General features: G+C 67.4%; 20 protein-coding genes. 7 read left to right on the plus strand and 13 right to left on the minus strand.

Going from position 1 to position 19,556, the window contains the following annotated elements:
- Positions 1-1,523, plus strand: a 1,523-nt coding sequence (locus GNZ21_RS10955; RefSeq protein WP_157324260.1) for an outer membrane protein assembly factor BamB family protein, incomplete at its 5' end; no start/stop codon positions are given.
- A 5-nt stretch (positions 1,524-1,528) separates the two neighbouring features.
- Positions 1,529-2,368, plus strand: a complete 840-nt coding sequence (locus GNZ21_RS10960) for a hypothetical protein (protein WP_157324262.1) — start codon at positions 1,529-1,531, stop codon at positions 2,366-2,368.
- A gap of 33 nt (positions 2,369-2,401) precedes the next feature.
- Here the strand turns inward: GNZ21_RS10960 and pdxT are convergent, their stop codons facing one another.
- The 4 genes from pdxT to GNZ21_RS10980 all read right to left on the minus strand — a co-directional run bounded on the left by pdxT (position 2,402) and on the right by GNZ21_RS10980 (position 6,494).
- Positions 2,402-3,004, minus strand: coding sequence for a pyridoxal 5'-phosphate synthase glutaminase subunit PdxT (gene pdxT, locus GNZ21_RS10965; protein WP_188503494.1), 603 nt, complete (start codon positions 3,002-3,004; stop codon positions 2,402-2,404).
- An 11-nt stretch (positions 3,005-3,015) separates the two neighbouring features.
- Complete coding sequence (pdxS, locus tag GNZ21_RS10970) at positions 3,016-3,927, minus strand: pyridoxal 5'-phosphate synthase lyase subunit PdxS (protein WP_157324264.1); 912 nt, start codon at positions 3,925-3,927, stop codon at positions 3,016-3,018.
- Between the two features lie 106 nt (positions 3,928-4,033).
- Positions 4,034-4,840, minus strand: a complete 807-nt coding sequence (locus GNZ21_RS10975; protein WP_188503493.1) for a PspA/IM30 family protein — start codon at positions 4,838-4,840, stop codon at positions 4,034-4,036.
- Between the two features lie 121 nt (positions 4,841-4,961).
- On the minus strand, positions 4,962-6,494 hold the full coding sequence (locus GNZ21_RS10980) for a coiled-coil domain-containing protein (RefSeq protein WP_157324265.1): 1,533 nt from the start codon (positions 6,492-6,494) through the stop codon (positions 4,962-4,964).
- 39 nt (positions 6,495-6,533) lie between these two features.
- Between GNZ21_RS10980 and GNZ21_RS10985 the strand changes: the two genes are divergently transcribed.
- Both GNZ21_RS10985 and GNZ21_RS10990 read left to right on the plus strand, forming a co-directional pair.
- Positions 6,534-8,105 carry a S1C family serine protease gene (locus tag GNZ21_RS10985; RefSeq protein ID WP_157324267.1) on the plus strand — a complete coding sequence of 524 codons (1,572 nt, stop codon included), beginning with the start codon at positions 6,534-6,536 and terminating at the stop codon, positions 8,103-8,105.
- Positions 8,102-8,860, plus strand: a complete 759-nt coding sequence (locus GNZ21_RS10990) for a PIG-L deacetylase family protein (protein WP_188503492.1) — start codon at positions 8,102-8,104, stop codon at positions 8,858-8,860. The genes GNZ21_RS10985 and GNZ21_RS10990 overlap by 4 nt, the downstream gene beginning before the upstream one ends.
- Here GNZ21_RS10990 and GNZ21_RS10995 read toward each other — a convergent pair.
- Genes GNZ21_RS10995 through GNZ21_RS11005 form a run of 3 tightly spaced genes read right to left on the minus strand, consistent with a single transcriptional unit; the run spans position 8,857 to position 12,080 of the window.
- Complete coding sequence (locus GNZ21_RS10995) at positions 8,857-10,533, minus strand: anti-sigma factor domain-containing protein (protein ID WP_157324269.1); 1,677 nt, start codon at positions 10,531-10,533, stop codon at positions 8,857-8,859. The two genes, GNZ21_RS10990 and GNZ21_RS10995, sit on opposite strands and share 4 nt — an antisense overlap.
- Before the next feature lie 48 nt (positions 10,534-10,581).
- Positions 10,582-11,058 (minus strand): tRNA (cytidine(34)-2'-O)-methyltransferase, encoded by a 477-nt coding sequence (locus GNZ21_RS11000; RefSeq protein ID WP_157324271.1) that lies wholly within the window; start codon positions 11,056-11,058, stop codon positions 10,582-10,584.
- Positions 11,055-12,080 (minus strand): J domain-containing protein, encoded by a 1,026-nt coding sequence (locus tag GNZ21_RS11005; RefSeq protein WP_157324273.1) that lies wholly within the window; start codon positions 12,078-12,080, stop codon positions 11,055-11,057. The genes GNZ21_RS11000 and GNZ21_RS11005 overlap by 4 nt, the downstream gene beginning before the upstream one ends.
- A 56-nt stretch (positions 12,081-12,136) precedes the next feature.
- Here GNZ21_RS11005 and GNZ21_RS11010 point away from each other — a divergent pair, with 56 nt between their 5' ends.
- A complete protein-coding gene (locus GNZ21_RS11010; protein ID WP_157324275.1) occupies positions 12,137-13,339 on the plus strand; it encodes a cysteine desulfurase family protein in 1,203 nt (400 codons plus the stop codon).
- Between the two features lie 2 nt (positions 13,340-13,341).
- On the opposite strand, the gene GNZ21_RS11015 is transcribed toward GNZ21_RS11010, so the two are convergent.
- Positions 13,342-13,491, minus strand: a complete 150-nt coding sequence (locus GNZ21_RS11015) for a hypothetical protein (protein ID WP_157324277.1) — start codon at positions 13,489-13,491, stop codon at positions 13,342-13,344.
- A 57-nt stretch (positions 13,492-13,548) separates the two neighbouring features.
- On the opposite strand from GNZ21_RS11015, the gene GNZ21_RS11020 reads away from it, so the two are divergent.
- Complete coding sequence (locus GNZ21_RS11020; protein ID WP_157324280.1) at positions 13,549-14,151, plus strand: HAD family hydrolase; 603 nt, start codon at positions 13,549-13,551, stop codon at positions 14,149-14,151.
- Between the two features lie 13 nt (positions 14,152-14,164).
- Here GNZ21_RS11020 and GNZ21_RS11025 read toward each other — a convergent pair whose 3' ends face one another.
- Positions 14,165-14,728, minus strand: coding sequence for a cysteine hydrolase family protein (locus GNZ21_RS11025; RefSeq protein ID WP_157324283.1), 564 nt, complete (start codon positions 14,726-14,728; stop codon positions 14,165-14,167).
- 173 nt (positions 14,729-14,901) lie between these two features.
- Here GNZ21_RS11025 and GNZ21_RS11030 point away from each other — a divergent pair, with 173 nt between their 5' ends.
- Entirely contained in the window at positions 14,902-15,534 is a 633-nt protein-coding gene (locus tag GNZ21_RS11030) for a class I SAM-dependent methyltransferase (protein ID WP_157324285.1), read from the plus strand.
- Here GNZ21_RS11030 and GNZ21_RS11035 read toward each other — a convergent pair.
- The 4 genes from GNZ21_RS11035 to GNZ21_RS11050 all read right to left on the minus strand — a co-directional run bounded on the left by GNZ21_RS11035 (position 15,512) and on the right by GNZ21_RS11050 (position 19,513).
- On the minus strand, positions 15,512-16,570 hold the full coding sequence (locus tag GNZ21_RS11035; protein WP_157324287.1) for a uroporphyrinogen decarboxylase/cobalamine-independent methonine synthase family protein: 1,059 nt from the start codon (positions 16,568-16,570) through the stop codon (positions 15,512-15,514). The genes GNZ21_RS11030 and GNZ21_RS11035 overlap by 23 nt on opposite strands.
- On the minus strand, positions 16,567-16,965 hold the full coding sequence (locus GNZ21_RS11040) for a chorismate mutase (RefSeq protein ID WP_157324289.1): 399 nt from the start codon (positions 16,963-16,965) through the stop codon (positions 16,567-16,569). Before GNZ21_RS11040 ends, GNZ21_RS11035 begins: the two co-directional genes overlap by 4 nt.
- Positions 16,966-17,100: 135 nt before the next feature.
- On the minus strand, positions 17,101-18,219 hold the full coding sequence (mnmA, locus tag GNZ21_RS11045) for a tRNA 2-thiouridine(34) synthase MnmA (RefSeq protein ID WP_157324291.1): 1,119 nt from the start codon (positions 18,217-18,219) through the stop codon (positions 17,101-17,103).
- 52 nt (positions 18,220-18,271) lie between these two features.
- Complete coding sequence (locus tag GNZ21_RS11050; protein WP_157324336.1) at positions 18,272-19,513, minus strand: DUF58 domain-containing protein; 1,242 nt, start codon at positions 19,511-19,513, stop codon at positions 18,272-18,274.
- Between the last annotated feature and the right edge of the window lie 43 nt (positions 19,514-19,556).

Raw genomic sequence — 19,556 nt, forward strand, 5'->3', positions numbered from 1 at the left:
ATCCACAGGCCTATCACCAGAACCACCCTGAGCAGGGGCATTGGCAGGGCCAGCCGCCTGCCGGCACCCCGCAGGGCGGGACACGGCGGAGATCCCGACTGAAGCTGTGGATCGCTGCTGCGGTGGGCGTCGTCGTTCTGGGGGCCGCTGCTGCCCTGCTGCTGCCCCGCCTGCTGGAGGATTCCGCCGGGGCCCCGGAGAACGGCTATGCCATCGCTGACCTGCCTGAGCGCCCGGTGACCGGCTGGCGGATCAGCTACGACTTCGGGGCCACTGGTGCCGACTACTACTCGCAGATGACTTACCTCGGCGGCGGTGAGGCCCTGCTGTTCTCCTACGCCCCAGGCTCCGCCGAGGAGCCGGACTTCTACGTGGAGCAGCCCATGACCACCTCCCTGACCCGGATCGACCTGGCCACCGGGGACCAGCTGTGGCAGGTGGACCTCGTGGAAGCCGTCGGGTGGCTGGAGAGCGCCCAGGACAGCGTGGGGGTCTTCGCCGGTGAGGACTCCGAGGTCATCGGTGTGACCAGAACCGACTACGGCTGGGGCGAGGAGCGCAGTGCGACCTATATCGCCACCCTGAACCCCGGGACCGGTGAGGTCCTCTCCGAACGTGAATGGGACCGGGAGCAGGAGGGGGCGTATCTGCCTCTCTTCGACGGTGACTCGGTGCACCTGCTGCTGCAGACCTATGAGGACACCGGCTCCTATCCGCTGGCGGTCAGCCTGGATGCCCGCAGCCTCGAACATCAGAACTGGGCCTCCGAGGTCTCCGCAACCATGGGAAGCGACTATCCCCAGCTTCTGGAGCTGGGCCCCTACGGCACCGTGCTCCAGCACAGCGGGCAGGCCTCCGACTCCGGGCAGTACCAGACCTACTACCTGGACCCGGAGACGGGGGAGAGCATCGAGGCGCTGTCCGAGCAGGATTCGGTGTACTACTCAGCCGTGGGCTCCGTGGTCCTGGAGCAGCGCTACCGATCCAGTGGGGGAGCCACCGAGCTGCGCGCCTACGACGGCGAGCAGGAGTCCCAGTGGGACCGGCCGCGCAGCGCCGACCAGATCTGGACGCCCCAGGGCACGCTGCTGGTGGCCGATGTCTCGGAGCGCAGCATGAGCCTGATGCGGGTCGACCCGGCAGACGGGCAGGACATGTGGGACCAGCCGCTGCGCACCCCAGCGGCTGAGGTGGCCCCGGCCAGCGATGACCAGCACATCTACCTGATCGATGCCGACGGACGCTTCGCCGTGCACGACGCCGCCACCGGCGATGAGCTGCTCTACGGCCAGTTGGACCGGGACCAGCACTACCACTTCGAGCATGGCTCACCGGTGGGCTTCCACCCGGGAGAGGAGAACCTGTACATCCGCGGGATCGAGGAGGTGCTCGCCTTCGACTGGGAGGACGGCTCCGAGATCTGGCGCTGGAGCTACAGCAGCGACAGCGAGCATGTGTTCCGCATCGGCGAGAAGCTGCTGCTGGAGGACCGCCGTGCCCACACCTGGACCGCCTTAGAATGAGGGCAGTGACACGCACCAGGGGAATGCAGCACGGACCGGTCGCCGGCCTCGCCGTCACGGGGCTTCTGCTGGTGCCGGGGTGTGCACAGGATGAGCCGGTGCGGCCCGCACCGCCGCCGGAGAACCTCACACGATATCCGGACCATCAGCTCAGCGCCGGGGAGCTCTCCGCCCTCATCCCGGGGGAGAGCGACCTCTCGATGCCGTTGGTGGTCGAGGAGGAAGGGCGGCCGGAGAGCATCGAGCTGGAGTATGAGGATGTGGGGCTCGGCGATGCCAGCTTCGAGCACTTTGAGGAGGAGCTCGAACAGGCGCGGATTGCTGTGGGGACCGTGGAGGGTGCGCAGGAGTGCGCCGCGGCCTGGGAACAGTGGACCGAGGATCTCACCGCGATGGCGCAGGAGCGGGAATCGCTCTGGGAGGAGGGGATGCGCAGCAATGACGTCCTGGTCGCCTATTCGCTGCCCGGAGCTCAGGGCAACGACGTCATCATCGACTTCTGGGCAGAGTCTGGCGGCCCCTGGGCTGCCGGTTACCAGAGTGTGGACAACACGGAGGCCTGGAACTCCTGGGCGTTGGCCTGCTATCCGTTCCAAGCAGCACTGGAGGGCAACACCAGCACCATTGAGGTGACCCAGGACGGTCCGGTCTCAGGCCTGACTGAGGTTGTTGATGACGGAGCCGAGGGCACGGCGCTGGTGATGCTGTACATGCCCCTGCCCGGGGTTCCGACTCATGTGGAGATCTTCGCCACCTCGGACCACGCCGATGACCTGGACCTGCTGATGGAGGCGGCCACGGAGATGATCCAGCATGCCGAGGCCGCGCTGCGCGAGGCAGGCTGATCCCCAGCGCTGAGCAGCTCGTGCGCGGCGCCCCTAGCCGGCGGCCAGCTGCACGAAATGCTCATGCAGCCGGTGGTCGCCGGTGAGCTCGGGGTGGAAGCTGGCGGCCAATAGGCGGCCCTGACGGACCACCACCGGGTGGCCTGCCGCCTCGGCGAGCACCTCGACCTCGCTGCCGGTGATCTCCTCGATGATCGGGGCGCGGATGAACACCGCAGGCAGTCTGCGCTCAGACTCCGGAATGCTGCTGACCTCAAGCTCGGTCTCAAAAGAGGCCAGCTGATTGCCGTAGGCGTTGCGGCGTACCACCACGTCCAATCCGCCGATCCGCTCGAAGCCGGTCAGCGCCTCGGCATCGGCCACGGCATCGGCGGTGAGAATCAGTCCTGCGCAGGTGCCGAAGACGGCCATGCCTTCCTCGTGGCGCTGCCGGATGGCGGGCATCAGACGCACCGGGGCGGCGAGCCGGGCCATGGCTGTGGACTCTCCACCGGGGACCACCAGGCCGTCAAGACCCTCCAGCTCGGCCGGCCGGCGTACCTTGCGCACCTGTGCGCCGGCAGCGCTGAGGGCTTGCTCATGTTCAGCTACGGCACCCTGCAGGGCCAGGACACCGATCTGCGGGGTGCGGCTCACCAGCGCAGGCCCTACCAGCCCCGCTCGGCCAGGCGGTGCGGGGCAGCGATCTCGGAGACAGACTTGCCCACCATGGCCTCACCCAGACCGCGGGAGACCTCGGCGATCACGGCGGGATCGTCATAGTAGGTGGTGGCCTTGACGATGGCTTTGGCGCGGGCTTCAGGGTCACCGGACTTGAAGATGCCCGAGCCCACGAACACGCCCTCGGCGCCCATCTGCATCATCATCGCCGCATCGGCCGGGGTGGCGATTCCGCCGGCTACGAACAGCACCACCGGCAGCCGGCCCGCTGCCGCCACCTGCTTGACCAGTTCGTAGGGGGCGCGCAGTTCCTTGGCTGCGGCGTAGAGCTCCACCTCGTCGAGTGCGGCCAGCCGGGCGATCTCGCCTTTGATGGTCCGCAGGTGGCGCACGGCCTCGATCACATCACCGGTGCCGGCCTCGCCCTTGGAACGGATCATCGAGGCGCCCTCGGCGATTCGGCGCAGCGCCTCGCCCAGATTGGTGGCCCCACAGACGAAAGGCACCTTGAACTTGGTCTTATCGATGTGATGGGCCTCATCGGCAGGTGAGAGGACCTCGGACTCGTCGATGTAGTCCACCTTCAGGTGTTCCAGGACCTGAGCCTCCACAAAGTGGCCGATCCGGGCCTTGGCCATCACCGGAATGGACACAGCATCCACGATCGAGCTGATCAGATCCGGGTCGCTCATCCGGGCCAGGCCGCCCTGAGCGCGGATGTCGGCGGGCACCCGCTCCAGGGCCATGACGGCAACAGCTCCGGCCTCCTCGGCGATCCTGGCCTGCTCGGGGGTGACCACGTCCATGATCACTCCGCCCTTGAGCATCTGCGCCAGGCCAGTGTTCACAGTAGTGGCGCCGGTGCCGGGGGTTCCGTTGGACTGGGTGGTGGTGGTCATCGCGAGTCTCCTTGAGGCAGAGAAATGGGGAGCTGATTCTTCAGCTCCCCATTGTCTCAGATTAATGCGGGGTGAACAGCCGGGTTCACCCTCAGATGAGCGGAGTTCAGGCCCTGTCCTTCTCCGTCTCCAGTGCGGCAAAGTCAGCCTCTGTCACCCCGGTGCCGGACTGGCTGCCGGTGCCGATCTCGGCCGGCGTGGAGGAACCGGACTTCAGAGCTGCCAGGCGGGCCTCGATCTCAGCCTGCTCGCCGAGGTCCTCCAGGGACTCGAACTGGGCGTCCAGGCTGGAGGCGGCCAGTTCGTTCTGCCCGCGTACCCGGGCCTCCTCACGGCGGATCTTCTCCTCGAAGCGGCCCACCTCGGAGGTGGGGTCCATCACGTCGATGGCCTGCACTGCGTCATGGACCTGGGACTGGGCGTGGGCAGCCTTGGAACGGGCCACCAGCTCATCGCGCTTGGAGATCAGCTGCTGGCGCTTGGTCTTCATCTGCTCCAGACCGGTGCGCAGCCGCTCCACGATCTCCCGCTGGGACTGGATGGTCGGCTCCGCGCCCTTGGCCGAGCTCTCGGCGTCCAGCTGGCGCTGGATGGCCACCTTGGCCAGATTGTCGAACTTGGCAGCGTTGTCGTTATTGCCCTCGCTGCGGAACTCATCAGCTTTGCGGGAGGCGGCCAGTGCCTTCTGCCCCCACTCGCGGGCGGTGTCCAGGTCCTCCTTGTAGTCGTCCTCCATCATCCGCAGATTGCCGATGGTCTGGGCGACGGCCTCCTCGGCCTCGCGGATGTTATTGGTGAAGTCACGCACCATCTGATCCAGCATCTTCTCCGGATCCTCGGCGCGGTCCAGCATCGCGTTGACATTGGCGCGGATCAGCTGGGACATCCGGCCGAAAATGGACTGCTTAGTCACTGTGATCACCTTTCCTAGGGGGACATTCAAGCGTTGAGAACGATCACCTTCCCGATACTAACCCCTGTGCCGTGCCGGGCATCAGCCTCAGGGCGGATATTTCTTCAACGGGGAGTGAACGCTAGAAGAAACCACGACGACGCCGCCGGCCACCGTAGCCGAACCCGCCTCGGTAACCGAACCCACCGCCGTAGCCACGGCTATAACCACCGGTATAGCCGCCGCCGAATCCGCCGAATCCGCCGAATCCGCCACCGGTGCCGTAGCCAGTGCCGTAGCCGGTGCCCATCGTCTGCATCTGGGCGGTGGCGGCCTCACGTTCAGCGATCTGCGCGGCCTGAATGGCCAGTGTCTTGGCCTGCTGAGCCAGCTCCACCGCACGGGCGGGCTGGGAGTCTCCGATGGCCTGGGCCTCAGTGAGGCAGCGTTCGCTCTCGGCCATCCGGGTGCGGGCGGTTGAAGAGATGCCGTAGCGGCGCGAGCGCAGGAAGTCCAGGGAGGACTGCACCTGATTACGCGCTGTGAGCAGCTCATGCTGCAGCATTTCCCGGGCCCGCCGGTCCTTAGCCTGCCGGTCGCGCACGGAGTTCAGCGGAGCATCCAGCTCCCGGTGTGCCAGCTCAAGCTGCTGCAGCAGCTCCAGCGGATCGATCCGCTCGCCGGAGCTCAGCGACTGCTTGGCCCGGTTGACCGCGGTCTCAGCTGCCGCCACCGGGCCGGCAAGCTCCGGCGCCTGGCCAGCGTTCATAGTGGCTCGGGCCTGGGCTACATCCTGTTCGGTCTGGGCGATGCCCACATCCAGGTTCTTCCGGGCGCTCTTGAGCCGCTCCTCGGTCTCCTCCATCGACTCGATGAGCCGTTGGGCATCAGCAGCAGCCTGTTCCCCGGAGTGCAGGGCTACTACCGCCTGGGCGGTATCACCCGAGTGCACCGCCTGCTCCGCCTGGTTGCGGGAGGCCTCGGCGGCCTCCAGTGCTTGGGCAGACTGGGTGAGGTTGTCCCGGTACTGACGGAGGGCGTCGTCGTGGTATTTCTGCGACAGCTCCTGCACGGCGGACTCAGCCCGGGAGCGCCGGGCGGAAAGCGCGGAGAGCTGCTCGGCCAGTTTGTTCAGCGCCGGCCGGGGATCACGCTCCAGGCTGCGCAGCTCGGTGAACTGGTCCTGGTGGGACTGCAGGGTCTGATTCACCTGCTCGCAGCTGCGGATGATCCGTTTGTAGAGATCGCGGGCAGCACGTTCATCAGCGCCCTCGGAGGTGTCCACCTGCTGCTGCAGCCGAAATGACTCCCGGAGGTGCTCCTTGGCCTGCTCCAGGTCCTGCTGGAAGGGAGCCACTTTGGCATCCCCGTAGGAGGCGGAGGCGAAGAGCAGCTCCTGTTCGCTGGACTGCACGGCGTTATCCGCGGCCACCAGCAGCTCACCGGCCTGCAGCCGCAACTCCTCGCTGGACTTCTCATCCAGGGGATCACGCTGGCCCTGAGAGATCTGCTGCGGGCTGTGAACCCCTGCGATCCGGCGGCTCTGCTTCTTGCCGCCGGAGAGATAGACTGCTCCTACTCCGAGGAGCGCCAGGATCGCCGCCCCGATGATCAGCGGACCCACTAACACAGCGCCGGTTACCACGGGCAGGGCGAACAGATTCTCTGGCACCATGGTCTGGAGTCTATAAGAGATCAGGAGCATCACATATCGATGTCACAGCCCCCATACGGTGAGAGCCCCGCAGAGCAGCCGGAGGCACCGGAGCCTGCTCAGCCTTCTGCCCAGCGGCCTATCTCCCCAGGACCCACTGCTCATATCCCGGCGCCCGGCCAGCCGATCTCACATCGGCAGTCCGAAGCGGCCTCGACCGAACTGCCCTATGGGGTCTACAGCGGCGCGCCCGCCGGGGAGCTCTCCGGCCACCAGCCCCCGCTGCAGCCCGAACCCCGGCCGCAGAGGACCAAACGCGGTATTGGAGCCGGAGCCTTCATCGTCGCGGTGCTGCTTGCCGGGCTGCTCGGCGGCGGCGCGGCCCTGGGCGGTCAGTACCTCTGGAACCAGTGGCAGAGCGAGGACCAGCAGACCATCGGCGCAGATACCAGCGGCGGGATCCAGATCAACACCCCGGAGGACGCCACTGCAGTGGCCGCGGCCGCAGACCGGGCCGCACCATCGGTGGTCACCCTGGCAGTAGGTGGAGAGTCTGGAGCGGGCTCAGGCTCCGGGATCGTGTTGGACAACGAGGGCCATGTGCTCACCAATACCCATGTGGTCACCCTGGGCGGCGCGGAGCCGGACCCGGAGATTCACGTCCAGCTCAATGACGGCCGCTCCACCACGGCCGAACTGATCGGCACCGATCCGCTCAGCGACTTGGCGGTCATCCAGCTGGCGGACACCGAGAACTTGGTCCCCGCCGAACTGGGCAGCTCCTCCGGGCTCAATGTGGGGGACCAGACCATCGCCATCGGCTCGCCGCTGCAGCTGGACGGTACGGTGACCACCGGCATCGTCTCCACCCTGGACCGCACCATCTCTGTGGCAGCCTCCGGCGCCGAGGGTGACGGCCTGGGGATTCCCGAGGACGGCCGCTACCAGGAGTTCTTCGGCCAGACCGAGGAGCCGGAGGGTGAGGATGAGGAAGACGGCCCGGAGTTCCAGCTGCCTGGTCAGGAGGGGGGCGAGAGCATCTACCTCAACGTGATCCAGACCGACGCCGCCATCAACCAGGGCAACTCCGGCGGCGCCCTGGTGGACATCAACGGTGAGGTCATCGGCGTTAACGTGGCCATCGCCACCACCGGCGGCGGGCTCATGGGCTCCGAGGGAGCCGGCTCCATCGGTGTGGGCTTCGCGATCCCGATCGACTATGCCGCCCGGGTGGCCCAGGACATCATCGATCACGGTGAGGCCTCTCACGGGGTCCTCGGCGTACATGTCGCAGAGGCGGACGCCGACCCCGCAGTCAACGACTTCCGGGTGGAGATCTTCGGCCTTGAGGGTGAGGAGCTCGAGCAGCGTCTGGAAGGTCAGGACGTGCCCCAGCCCAGCAGCCCGTTCTCCCTGGGCGGGCTGGTGGTTCACGCCGTGCCGGGCTCCCCAGCCGAGCAGGGCGGGGTTCAGGAGGGCGACATCATCCAGGAGGTGGAAGGCCGCAGAATCGACGACAGCGTCAATCTCACCGCAATCGTGCGTGAGTACGCGGCCGGTGACACCATCACCCTGACCGTGCTGCGGGATGGGGAACAGCTGGAGATCGATGTCACTCTGGACCCGATGTGAGCCGTCTGCACACACCTGATGAGCTGGTCGAGGAGCTGGGACTGCACACTGTGCTGGCCGTGGCCGCCCACCCCGATGACATCGACTTCGGCGCCTCCGGCACCATCGCCGCCCTGACCAGCCGCGGGGTGCAGGTGCAGCTGTGCCTGCTCACCGCCGGGGACGCCGGGGGGTTTGATGCACAGCGGAGCCCTGAGGAGACCGCGCGTCTGCGGCGCACTGAGCAGGAGGCTGCCGCAGCAGTGGTCGGCATCTCCGAGGTCACCCTGCTCCAGGAGCGTGACGGGTTCGTGGCCCCCAGCTACGAGCTCATCGGCCACCTGGTGCGGCTGATGCGCCAGCTGCGGCCCGAGGCTGTGCTGAGCTTCCACCCGGAGCGCGCCTGGGACCGGCTGCAGAAGTCCCACCCGGACCACCTGGCCACCGGTGAGGCGGTGGTGCGTGCAGCCTACCCCTATGTCGAGAACCCCTTCGCCTATCCGGAGCTCGAGGCCGAGGGTCTGAAGGCGTTCAAGATCCAGCACCTGCTGCTGATGGGAGCCCCGCAGGAGCGGGTGAACCTACGGGTGGACATCACCGGGTTCCAGGACCGCAAGCTGACCGCCCTGGATCGGCACCTCAGCCAGCACCGGGATGCTCAGCGGATGCGCGAGTTCGTCATGGAGCAGCTGCGGGCAAGTCACGGCGCCGGCGGCTATGCCGAGGAGTTCCACCACGTGCTGGTCAACGACCCGCAGACAATCTCCGGTTTTTAGTCAAGGGGCAATTGGGCCACAGTCTCGCCCTGGGGGCGCTCCACACCGCGGACACTCTCCACTGTGACCAGCAGCGTCTGGTGGCTGGCCAGATTGCTGATGGTGACCACCTCGCCCTCCAGCTCTGCGGGGGTGAAGTTGCCCAGGGATGAAGGCTCTCCAGCGCCTGCGGGCAACAGCCACAGCTGGTAGGTCTGCTCACCCTCCAGGGCGGGCAGATCGCTGAACTGGGCGTAGCCGACGTCCTCATTGGGGGAGAGCACGGCATCCACTGTTCCGCCCTGCTCCATCTGGTAGCCCTCGACCTGCTCGGCCTCCGGATCGGCATCAGCCAAAGCCTGGATGTCCCGGGGGATGCTGACCTGCCAGATGATCACCGCACCGATGAGTACGATGAGCAGGAAGCCGGCCACAAACATCCACCTCTTAATCACCGGTGTGCGGCGATCAGCCTCACCGGTGTGGTTGGAGATGTTCTCCACCAGGCCCACTCCGACCTCCTGCCCGCCCAGGCCGGCCAGCAGCTCGTCGAGCAGGGTGGAGGGCGGTGCCACCGGATCGGCGGCGAAGATCTCTGCCAGGGTGCGCCGGGCGGCGAGGACCCGGGTCTCCCACTGCTGCACCTCAGGCTCTGAGGCGGTGAGCGCCTTCTCATCCAGCAGAGCGCGTTCGGCGTCATCCACTGCGTCCAGCGCATACAGCTCAGCGAGCTCCACCAGCAGGCCCTTATCCAGGTCGGCGGCGATCTGGTTGGAGAAGTTCCGGTTGACCCCGCCGGAGCGCTCCACATCCTTCTTGGTCACTGCTGCGCGCAGGATCGGGTCGGGGTCGGTGTCCCGGGCCTGACGCTGGGAGTGCAGGCGAGTCATCGCATCGCGCAGCCGCGATTTCACTGAGGGGACCGCTGCCTCCACCTTCTGCGCCACCTGCTGATGGGTGGCCCCGGCCAGGTAGGTCAGGGCCAACGCCTGTGCCTGGGAGTCGGAGAGCGCCAGCAGATCCTCCAGCACCTCCTCGGGCAGACCGGCCACGCCGCCGCCCTCACTCTGGGGCACTGGGGTCAGCGGGATCGGCGTGGTGATGCCCTCACGGAACCGTTCTACAAAGATCCGGTGGGCCAGCGGGATCAGCCATTCGAGCACCAGTTCGTACTCATTGGGCCGGTAGCTGCTGGTCCCGTCCTCCGGCTCACTGCCGGTGAACTCCTCGGTCAGCAACTGGGAGGCCTGGGTCTGCAGCCGCAGGTCCCGGGCGCGGGCATCTGCCTGGTCCCAGAGGTGGCGGTACACCGCAACAGTGGATGCGTGGGCGTCGTCGTACTCTGCGTGCATGATCAGCGAGAGCCCGTAGACAACATCCGAGGTGGCCTCGAAGAAGGCAGAGAAGGCCGCCTGGTCACCCTGGGCGGTCTGGGTGAGCAGGTCGGTGAGGGTGGGGGCGGTGCCGATCACCCTGACCTCACCGGTGGCCGGGTCCACAGCGGAGATCTCCCCGGTCTCCGGGTTGACCACCGCATCCTCCGGATACTCCTCGTAGGAGTCCTGATGCTCAGTCTCGGCATCCTCCCGGTAGTGGATCTCCTGGTACTCCTGCCCGGCTTCCGCTCCAGTGGCAGCCGCAGGAGCAGGCTCCTGCTCTGGGTTCTGCTCATCGCGGCGGGGAGTCTGGCTCATGCCCCCGAGTCTAGTCAGCTCAGTCCAGCCGGGCGGCGACCAACACCCTCATACCGCCCCGGAGAAGCCGCGCTGGCGCCAGGCCTCGTAGACCGCGATCGAGACAGAGTTGGCCAGGTTAAGGCTGCGCCGGCCGGGCAGCATCGGGATGCGAACCAGGGCGGTAATGCGCGGATCCTGCTTGACATGAGCATCCAGTCCGGTGGATTCACGGCCGAAGAGCAGGGTGTCCCCGGGCCGGTAGTCGATCTTGGTGTGGTGGGTGGTGCCCTCTCCGGTGAAGGCGAAGATCCGTTCCGGCTGCACTGCCGCATAGGCGGCCTGGAGGTTCTCATGCTGGGTCATCACGGCCAGATCGTGATAGTCCAGTCCGGCGCGCTTGAGCCGGGCGTCGGAGAAGTCAAAGCGGGTGGGCCCGGCGATATGCAGCTCGAATCCGGTCACGGCGGCCAGCCGGATGATATTGCCGGTGTTGCCCGGGATCTCGGGCTGGTCCAGCACGATGCGCAGCCCGGTGCCGCTCATGAATCCTCCGGAGCGGCCAGCCGGCTGCGCAGCGCTGCCATCAGGCGCCGCTCCACCAGATTGGCCCGCTCCGAGGCGGCCAGCACATTGACCAGATGCCCAATCGCCCGCCCAGCGGCCAGCGGCACCGGGCCGCTGCGGCCCGCCCCCTGGGGCTCCACTACCGGGTGGAAGAGATCACCATCGGCGGCCAGCAGCACATGCTGCCAGTCGGTCTCCACAGCCGGTGCTGCCCCGTGCTCCTGCTGCAGCTGTTGGGTCAGGCTGGTCCGCAGCTGCCGGGCGGAGGCTGCCAGATCCGGCAGCGGCAGGCTCTTTCCGGAAGTGCGCAGGGACGCCCCGTCCCAGGAGGCGGTGCCGCCGGGGACTTCTAGTGCGCTGACCAGCAGCAGGATGGGCCCGCAGACCAGCACATGGTCCACCGCTGCGGCTTTCCCGGAACGACGACGCCCCTTCCCCGGGTTGGCTGCCGGGGCCAGGGAGACACTGTTGAACAGCCTGGCAGCGGGCAGGGCAGAGAGCACGTGCTTCTCCAGCAGCTCTGCAGTGCGCTGCTGGCGGCGCTGGGAGCGGCCGCCGAACAGGCCCTTGGCGGGGAATCCGCCGTGGACCTTCTGGCTGGTCAGGGTCAGATTCAGCGGCTCAGGGCTGGACAGCGGCGGCTCGTAGGCCACCGGTTTATCCGCACTGGGACTGCGCCGGGCCTGCCTCTGGCTGGTCCGGGTCCGGGTGCCTCTGGGCTGAGCGGAACGGGAGTAGGTGAACCCGGCGCCCTCCCCGGCCGGCACAGGGGTCTCTGCTGAGGCAGCCGAGCCTGGGTGGCGGCGTCCTCGGTCATACTCGGCCCGGGACTCCGGGGAACCCAGCACCTCCCAGGCGGATTGGACCTGGTGGAACTTCTCCGCACTGCCCCCGCGGTCAGGGTGGTGCTGCCGGGCAGCGCGGCGGTAGGCGGCACGGATCGCCTGAGGCTCAGCATCGGGGCTGACCCCCAGCACGGCATAGAAATCCGGATCGCTCACCCGCTTAACTCTATCCGCAGCTGATGCCCGGCTGTGCGGACGTAGAATCGGCGGTGATGTCCCGATACTTCGACCATGCTGCCACCACTCCGGTCAAGCCGGCGGCAGTACGTGTGCTCACCGAGCTGCTGCCCGCCTTGGCCAATCCATCCTCCCTGCACGGCTCAGGCCGCCGGGCGCGGCTGGCAGTGGATTCCGCGCGCGCCCAGCTGGCTGCAGCAGTGGGCGCAGACCCCTCCGAGGTGATCTTCACCTCCGGCGGCACCGAGGCGGACAACCTGGGGCTCAAGGGCCTCTACTGGCAGCGGAGCGCTGAGGATGCGCGCCGCCGCCGGGTGCTGCTGCCCGGCATCGAACACCATGCTGTGCTGGAGACCGCCGAATGGTTGGAGTCCCATGAGCAGGCCGAGCTGGTGATGATCCCGGTGGATGGCGAGGGGGTGGTGGATCTTCCTAGCCTGAGCGCCCTGTTGGCTGATGAGCCCGAGACCATTGCCCTGGCCACGGTGATGTGGGCCAATAACGAGGTCGGTGCGGTGCAGCCGGTGGCTGAGATCGGCCGGCTCTGCGCGCAGGCCGGGGTCCCGCTGCACACAGATGCGGTGCAGGCCTTCGGCTCGGTGCCGGTCAGCTTCCGGGACTCGGGGGCCGCCACGATGGCGATCAGCGGGCATAAACTCGGAGCGCCCGTGGGGGTGGGCGCTCTGCTGGTGCGCCGGGAGGTGAAGCTGACCCCGGTGCTGCACGGTGGCGGCCAGGAGCGCGATATCCGGTCCGGCACCCTGGACGCCCCGGGGGTCTGCGCCTTCGCCGCGGTGGCGGAGGAAGTCGCTGCGGGGCGGCAGACGGAGGCGGTTCGGCTGGCTGGGCTGCGCGATCAGCTGCTGGAGGCGGTGACTGGCCTTGACGGCGTTACCCTGCGCGGTCCGGATCCCCGCGAGCACCCAGAGCTGCGGCTGCCGAACAACCTGCACATCACCGTGGAGGGCGCGGAGGGGGACTCGCTGCTGTTCATGCTGGATATGGCTGGGTTCGACACTGCTACCGGATCTGCCTGCACCGCCGGGGTGCCCCGGCCCTCCCATGTGCTGATGGCAATGGGACTGAGCGAGGCAGCGGCCCGGGGCGCCCAGCGCTTCACCCTGGGTTGGACCACTACGGAGGAGGATGTGGCTGCGCTGGCGGATGCCCTGCCGGGGATCATCGCTCAGTCGCGGCAGGCCGGTTTGGCCGCCCAGCGGCGGGCTGATGCGGGCTGAAGCTACCGGTCTGCCTCCACGACTGCCACATCCTCAGTGTCTGCGGTCTCCGACTCGGGGCGGGCGTCGTCGTGCTCTCCGCCATCTCCAGAGCACGCTGCCAGCGCCAGCACAGCCGCTGCGGCCCCCACGCTGCCGATTACCCGTTCCATAGGCCTATCGTAGGCGGTCCACAAACGCGCGCGGTGGAACACGAATAAGCTGGATGGATGGTCTTTCACCGCACCTCTGAGATCCGTGCTGTCCTGTTCGATTTCGACGGAGTGATCCGTCACTTTGACGCACAGTTCACTCCTGAGCTGGAGCGCCGCTACGGATTGGCAGAAGGCAGCATCCACACAGCGGCATTCGCCGAGCCGCTGATCACCCAGCTGACTACAGGAAAGATCCCGCGCCGGGAATGGGTACGCCGAATCGGTGAGCAGATAGGGTCAGCTGAGGCCGCTGCCGAATGGTCACAGCCGCCTGCCTACGCCGATCAGCAGCTCCTCACTCTGGTTGATGAGCTGCGGACTGAGGCCTTTGTGACGGCCGTGCTGACCAACGGGACCGATGAGGTACGCGCCGAGGCCGAGCAGCTGGGGGCGCTGCAGCACTTTGACGCCTTCTTCAATTCTGCAGAGATCGGCTGGATCAAACCAGACCCTCGGGTCTTTCACCATGTGATGAACGAGCTGGGACTCCGGGGACCTGAGATTTTCTTCACGGATGATTCGCCGAACAAGCTCATTGGGGCGCAGCAGGTGGGCATGCATACGCACCATTTCACTGCCGTGCGCGCACTGATCACTGCCCTTGAAACGGCTCTGTGACAGCTCAGGCCGCTCAGGCAGCTCTGATGAGGTCCCCGGTGGAGATGACTGTGGCGAACTCCCCGTGCAGGTTGGTGGCGGTGACCTGGGCCAGAGTCTCGGCGGATATGGATTCGCCCTCTGGGGACCTGCGGTCAAAGGTGTGGGTTGCGTCGATGGCGAAGTACACCTGGTAGCCGAGGTTGCCGCCGACCCGGGCCGTAGTCTCACAGCAGTGGTTCGTGGTGACCCCGCAGACCACCAGGCTCTGAATGTCATTGGTCTGCAGCCAGGCGTGCAGGTCCGGGGTTCCATGGAAGCTGGAGTTCACGCTCTTGACCACCAGCAGATCCGGAGCGCCGGTGAGGATGCCTTGGAGCGCGTTCCCTGGGTTGTCCGGGTGAAGCGGGGAGTCCTGGTCAGTGGAGTCGTGGCGGACAAAGACCACCGTGCGCCCAGTGGCGCGCCAGTGATCAAGCAGGGCTGCGATATTGGTTTCGCACTCCGGGTTGTTCCGCTCACCCCAGTACTCGGCGCGTTCAAAGCCCTGCTGTACATCCACCAGCAGCAGGGCGGTCCGGTCATCTAATCGGCTCATGGAACAAGAGTAAGTCCGGGGATGCAGTGCCGGTGCCGGCCCCGGGAGGACGTAGCTGCAGTGCGTCTTTTGGGAGCATGCTTGGTTTTTGCGGAATCGGCAAATCTGATTGCCGCCGCCAGGTAGAGCCCCCATCCTGAAGGTTGAGATCGCGATCGGTAGAAGGGCAGAGCATGCACCAGTTCGACAAGACCTACTGGGAGAACCACTGGGCACCTGCGGGGGAGCGGGAGGCGCTGCCGGTGAACCCCTACCTGCCGGCGGAGCTCACCCAGCTGCCGCCGGGCACTGCGCTTGATGCCGGATGCGGCACCGGCACTGAGGCCATCTGGCTGGCCGAGCAGGGCTGGCAGGTCACCGGGGCCGATATCTCAGCCACTGCCCTGGCAGCGGCCGCGGCCCGGGCGGCGGCTCCCGGAACGGCTGAGCAGCTCCAATGGGTCGAGACCGATCTCACCACCTGGGAGCCGGACCGCCGCTGGGATCTGGTGGTCACCAGCTACGCCCACCCGGAGACCGGACAGCTTGCCTTCTACCGGCGGATCAGCTCCTGGGTTGCCCCCGGAGGGACCCTGCTGATCGTGGGACACCTGCACCAGCCCGCCCACGGCCACCCCCGCAGCCATCCCCACCCGGAGACCGCGACTGCCACCCTAGAGGACATCACCGAGCTGTTCGCCGGGCCCGCATGGCATATTGAGGCCGGCTACGAGAACACCCGCACCGTCCAGGTTGCTGGACGATCAGTGCCGCTGCGCGATGCCATCCTCCGCGCCCGCAGGCTCAGGCCGCAGCCTGCTCCGTGAGTGCCTCGGCAGTATCGCGCAGTCGGCTGAGGGCGCGCATTGCCTCGGCCTCACCGAGTCCCGCCATCAGCTGCCGGTGCCGCACTCCATAGGGCGTAAGGACAAAGGCAGCCAACGACGACGCCGGCATCCCCAGTTCCTGCCAGGGTCCGGTAAGGCGGTCGGCCAGCTGGGAAACCTCCGGCAAGGAGCGCGCGCCCGGCTCATCAGGGCGCAGCAGAGAGGCCAGGACCTGGGCACCGGACTCGACCAACTCCGCGGTGCGTTCCCAGTCCGCAGCCTGTGCCCGGTGCACCGGCAGGGCGAAGCCGTTGACGGTATTCCCACTGCCGGCGTGGAAGTCCTCGATATGCTCCGGCTCTGCAGGCTGCCCCAGGTCCAGGATCACCGCATCGGCGCCGGAGGCTCGGAGAGCTGAGATGAGGGTGCCCAGCAGCTGCCAGGTCTCCTCCCGGGGCAGCGACCGGATGGTCTGGTATCCGCTGACCGTGGGCACGCTGCCGGTGCGCACCCGCTGGTACTGCGGCTCCAGGATCGTCACCGTTAGAGCCCGGGGCCGTACTGAGCGCAGCACATGCTGCAGATGACTGGTGGCCCCGAGCGCTAGTGACTCCGCCAGATCCCGGCGCGCCCCGTGGTCGATGAGGACCTTCTCCCCGCCGGGCAGGTGCAGCTGGGCCGCCAGGCTCACCGGGCCGAGCAGCTCCAGGCTCAGCGGACCGGCAGCGGCACCCTGCTCGGCCCGCTCCCCACGCACCTCGGCCAGGGTGTCCACATCGGAACCCAGCAGCGCAGATGACCGCTGATGGTCCGCCCCGGGCCGGGGGACCAACCGCCAGCCGTAGGAGGTCAGCTCCGCATACAGCTCACTCAGCTGCGCCACCGCGCGGCCCAACAGGGAGCCATGGTGTCCGCGGGCCGGAAGTTCGGGCAGGCAGCCCAGATGCGGCGTCGTAATTTCTGATTCCATCAGTGCGCTCGCATGCCGGAAATCGGCACCGGGCAGCACTGCCGGTGCAGCGGACCGGACCGTCACTTCGCTGAGGCCCAGTCAAAGGGCGCCTGGGCGTCAGGGGAGTCGCCGTCTGCATCACCGGAGAGCGCCTGATGGTGGCGGATGACCTCTTCGATGATGAAGTTCAGGAACTTCTCCGCGAACTCGGGGTCCAGATGGGCATCGGCGGCCAACCGCTTGAGCCGGGCGATCTGAGCCTTCTCCCGCCCCGGGTCTGCCGGGGGCAGCTTGTGCTTGGCCTTGAGCACGCCCACCCGCTGGGTGGCTTTGAACCGTTCGGCCAGCAGGTGCACCAGTGCGGCGTCGATATTGTCGATCGAGCCGCGCATGGACAGCAGCTCGTTCATGATCTCCGGATCGACGTACTTGGCGGCGTCCCCCGCCCGCGGGTCTGATGAAGCGTGCTCGGTGCTCATGGGCACTACTCTACGTACCTCCACACGTTCGGTGGGCACAGATGCCCACAGTTGACCCAGTTTCGCCCCGGATTTATGGGCATTGGTGCCCACCGCCGAGAGGAGCAGGTTCTTGAGGTGGGGTGGACGGCCCTATCATGCCGGCTGGTAGTGGCGGGACCTGGCGGTATCGATAGTGGCCTGGCCCAGCACTCGGGTGTCCTGGTACATCACCGCGGTCTGCCCCGGGGCCACTCCTTTGAGCGGCTGATGAAGCTCCACCAGCAGGGGGGTCTCTTGATCCTGCTGTACTTTGGCCCGGGCGGGAACCGGGTCGGCATGGGCGCGGATCTGCAGCTGAATCTCGAACCACTCGCCGGTAGCCGCCTCAGCCACCGGGGCCCCGGCCCAGGAGTGCCTGATCCCGGTGATGATATCGACCTCCAGCAGTTCGGCGGGCCCGGCCACCACGGTGTTCTCCTTGGGCCGGATCTCCAGCACGAACCGGGGCTTGCCGTCAGGGGCCGGGCGCCCCAGCTTCATCCCGCGGCGCTGTCCCACGGTGAAGGCCTGGGCGCCCTCATGCTCACCCAACTGTTCACCCTCGGGGTTCACGATGGGCCCGGGCTGCAGGTCTATCTGCTCCGCCAGCCAGCCGCGGGTGTCCCCATCGGGGATGAAGCAGATGTCATGGGAGTCCGGCTTGCTGGCCACCGAGAGACCGCGTTCGGCGGCCTCGGCGCGCACCAAGTCCTTGGAGGGCGTATCGCCCAGGGGGAAGTAGCAGTGCGCCAGCTGCTGCTCATTGAGCACCCCGAGCACATAGGACTGATCCTTGGTCCAGGTGGCCGCCCGGTGCAGTTCACGGCCCGCCGGGCCCTCCACAATCTTGGCGTAGTGACCGGTGGCCACAGCGTCGAAGCCCAGTGCCACCGCCTTGTCCAGCAGAGCCTCGAACTTGATCTTCTCATTGCAGCGCATGCACGGGTTGGGGGTGCGGCCGGCGGCGTACTCGGCGATGAAGTCATCCACCACATCGGCCTTGAACCGCTCGGAGAAGTCCCACACGTAGAAGGGGATGCCGAGCACCTCGCAGGCCCGCCAAGCGTCCGAGGAGTCCTCAATGGTGCAGCAGCCCCGGGAGCCGGTGCGCAGGGTGCCAGGCATGCGGCTCAGCGCCAGATGCACTCCCACCACCTCATGGCCGGCGTCTACTGCGCGGGCTGCGGCCACGGCGGAGTCCACCCCGCCGGACATTGCTGCAAGGACCTTCATACCTTCCACGGTAGCGGATACCGGCACTAGGTGCGGCAACGATGCGCGGGGACTAGAGCTTTCCCGTTGCTTTCAACCGAATGTAGGTATCGGCCAGGGCCGCAGGCAGTGCCTCGGGCGGGGCCTGGACCACCTCCACCCCCATAGCTCCCAGCTCAGCGGCCACCGCCTCAGCCTCAATCATGGCCCGTTCGGCAGCTGCGGCAGCATAGACATCGCTGACCGTCTCACGGGCTGCGGCCCGTTCCACCAGCTCCGGATTCTGCACTGAGGCCACCACCACACGGTGCTTCTTGGTCAGGGCCGGCAGCACCGGCAGCAGGCCCTCATGCAGAGCCGGGGAGTCCACCGCGGTGAGGATCACCACCAGTGATTTGTGCCGGCTGACCGCCGCAATCTCGCCCGGCAGCTGAGAGAAATCAGCCTCCACCAGCCCCGGCTGCACCTGGGAGGCCGCCGAGCTGAGCAGACTGAGAAAATCCCCCCGCTGTGAGGACGAGGCCGTGGCCAGCACCTCCCGGGCAAAGGCCAGGAAATCGACCCGGTCACCAGCACGGGCGGCCAGAGTGCCCACCAGCAGGGCGGCTTCCAGCCCGCCATCGAGCCGGGGCTCATCTTTGATCCGGGCCGCGGAGGTGCGTGAGGCGTCCAGGCAGAGGATCACCCGGCGGTCGCGCTCCGGCCGCCAGGTGCGCACCACCAGGTGCTGACCGGCCGCATCCTGACGGCGGGCTGTGGCCCGCCAGTCGATGGATCGCACATCGTCGCCGCGGACATAGTCGCGCAGCGAGTCGAACTCCGTGCCCGCCCCGCGGATCTGGACCGCTGTGGCCCCGTCCAGTTCACGCAGCCGGCGCAGTTTGGAGGGCAGATGTTTGCGGGAGGCGAACTCGGGCAGCACCTGCACCGTCTGCGGCACCCGGTGCACCACCTGCCGCCCGGCAAGCCCCAGCGGACCCAGCGAGCGGATGGTGAGATGCTGGCTGCTCAGCCTGCCGCGCCGGGCCGGAGTCAGCTGCACCTGCACCCGGGTGCTGCCCCCGGCGGCAACCCGGATCTTTTGCAGCGGGTTGGCTGCCCCCGCCGAGGGCTGCCAACCGTCCTTGGCCCAGCCGCGCAGGGATCGAGCCCCGTGATTCTCCAGCCGGGTGGTCACTGTGGTGTGCTCACCGGCGCGCACCGGCCGGGGCTCTTCCCGGACCACCCGGATCCTGCGCGGGGAGGCGCAGGTGAGCAGGTCTGCTGCGGCCAGTCCCAGCAGCAGCACCAGCCACAGCCAAATCCACTGGGGCATCAGCAGCACCAGAGCAGAGGCGCCCAGCGCTGCCCAGAGGAAC

It is taken from the genome of Nesterenkonia alkaliphila (assembly GCF_009758175.1).
GTDB lineage: Bacteria > Actinomycetota > Actinomycetes > Actinomycetales > Micrococcaceae > Nesterenkonia > Nesterenkonia alkaliphila.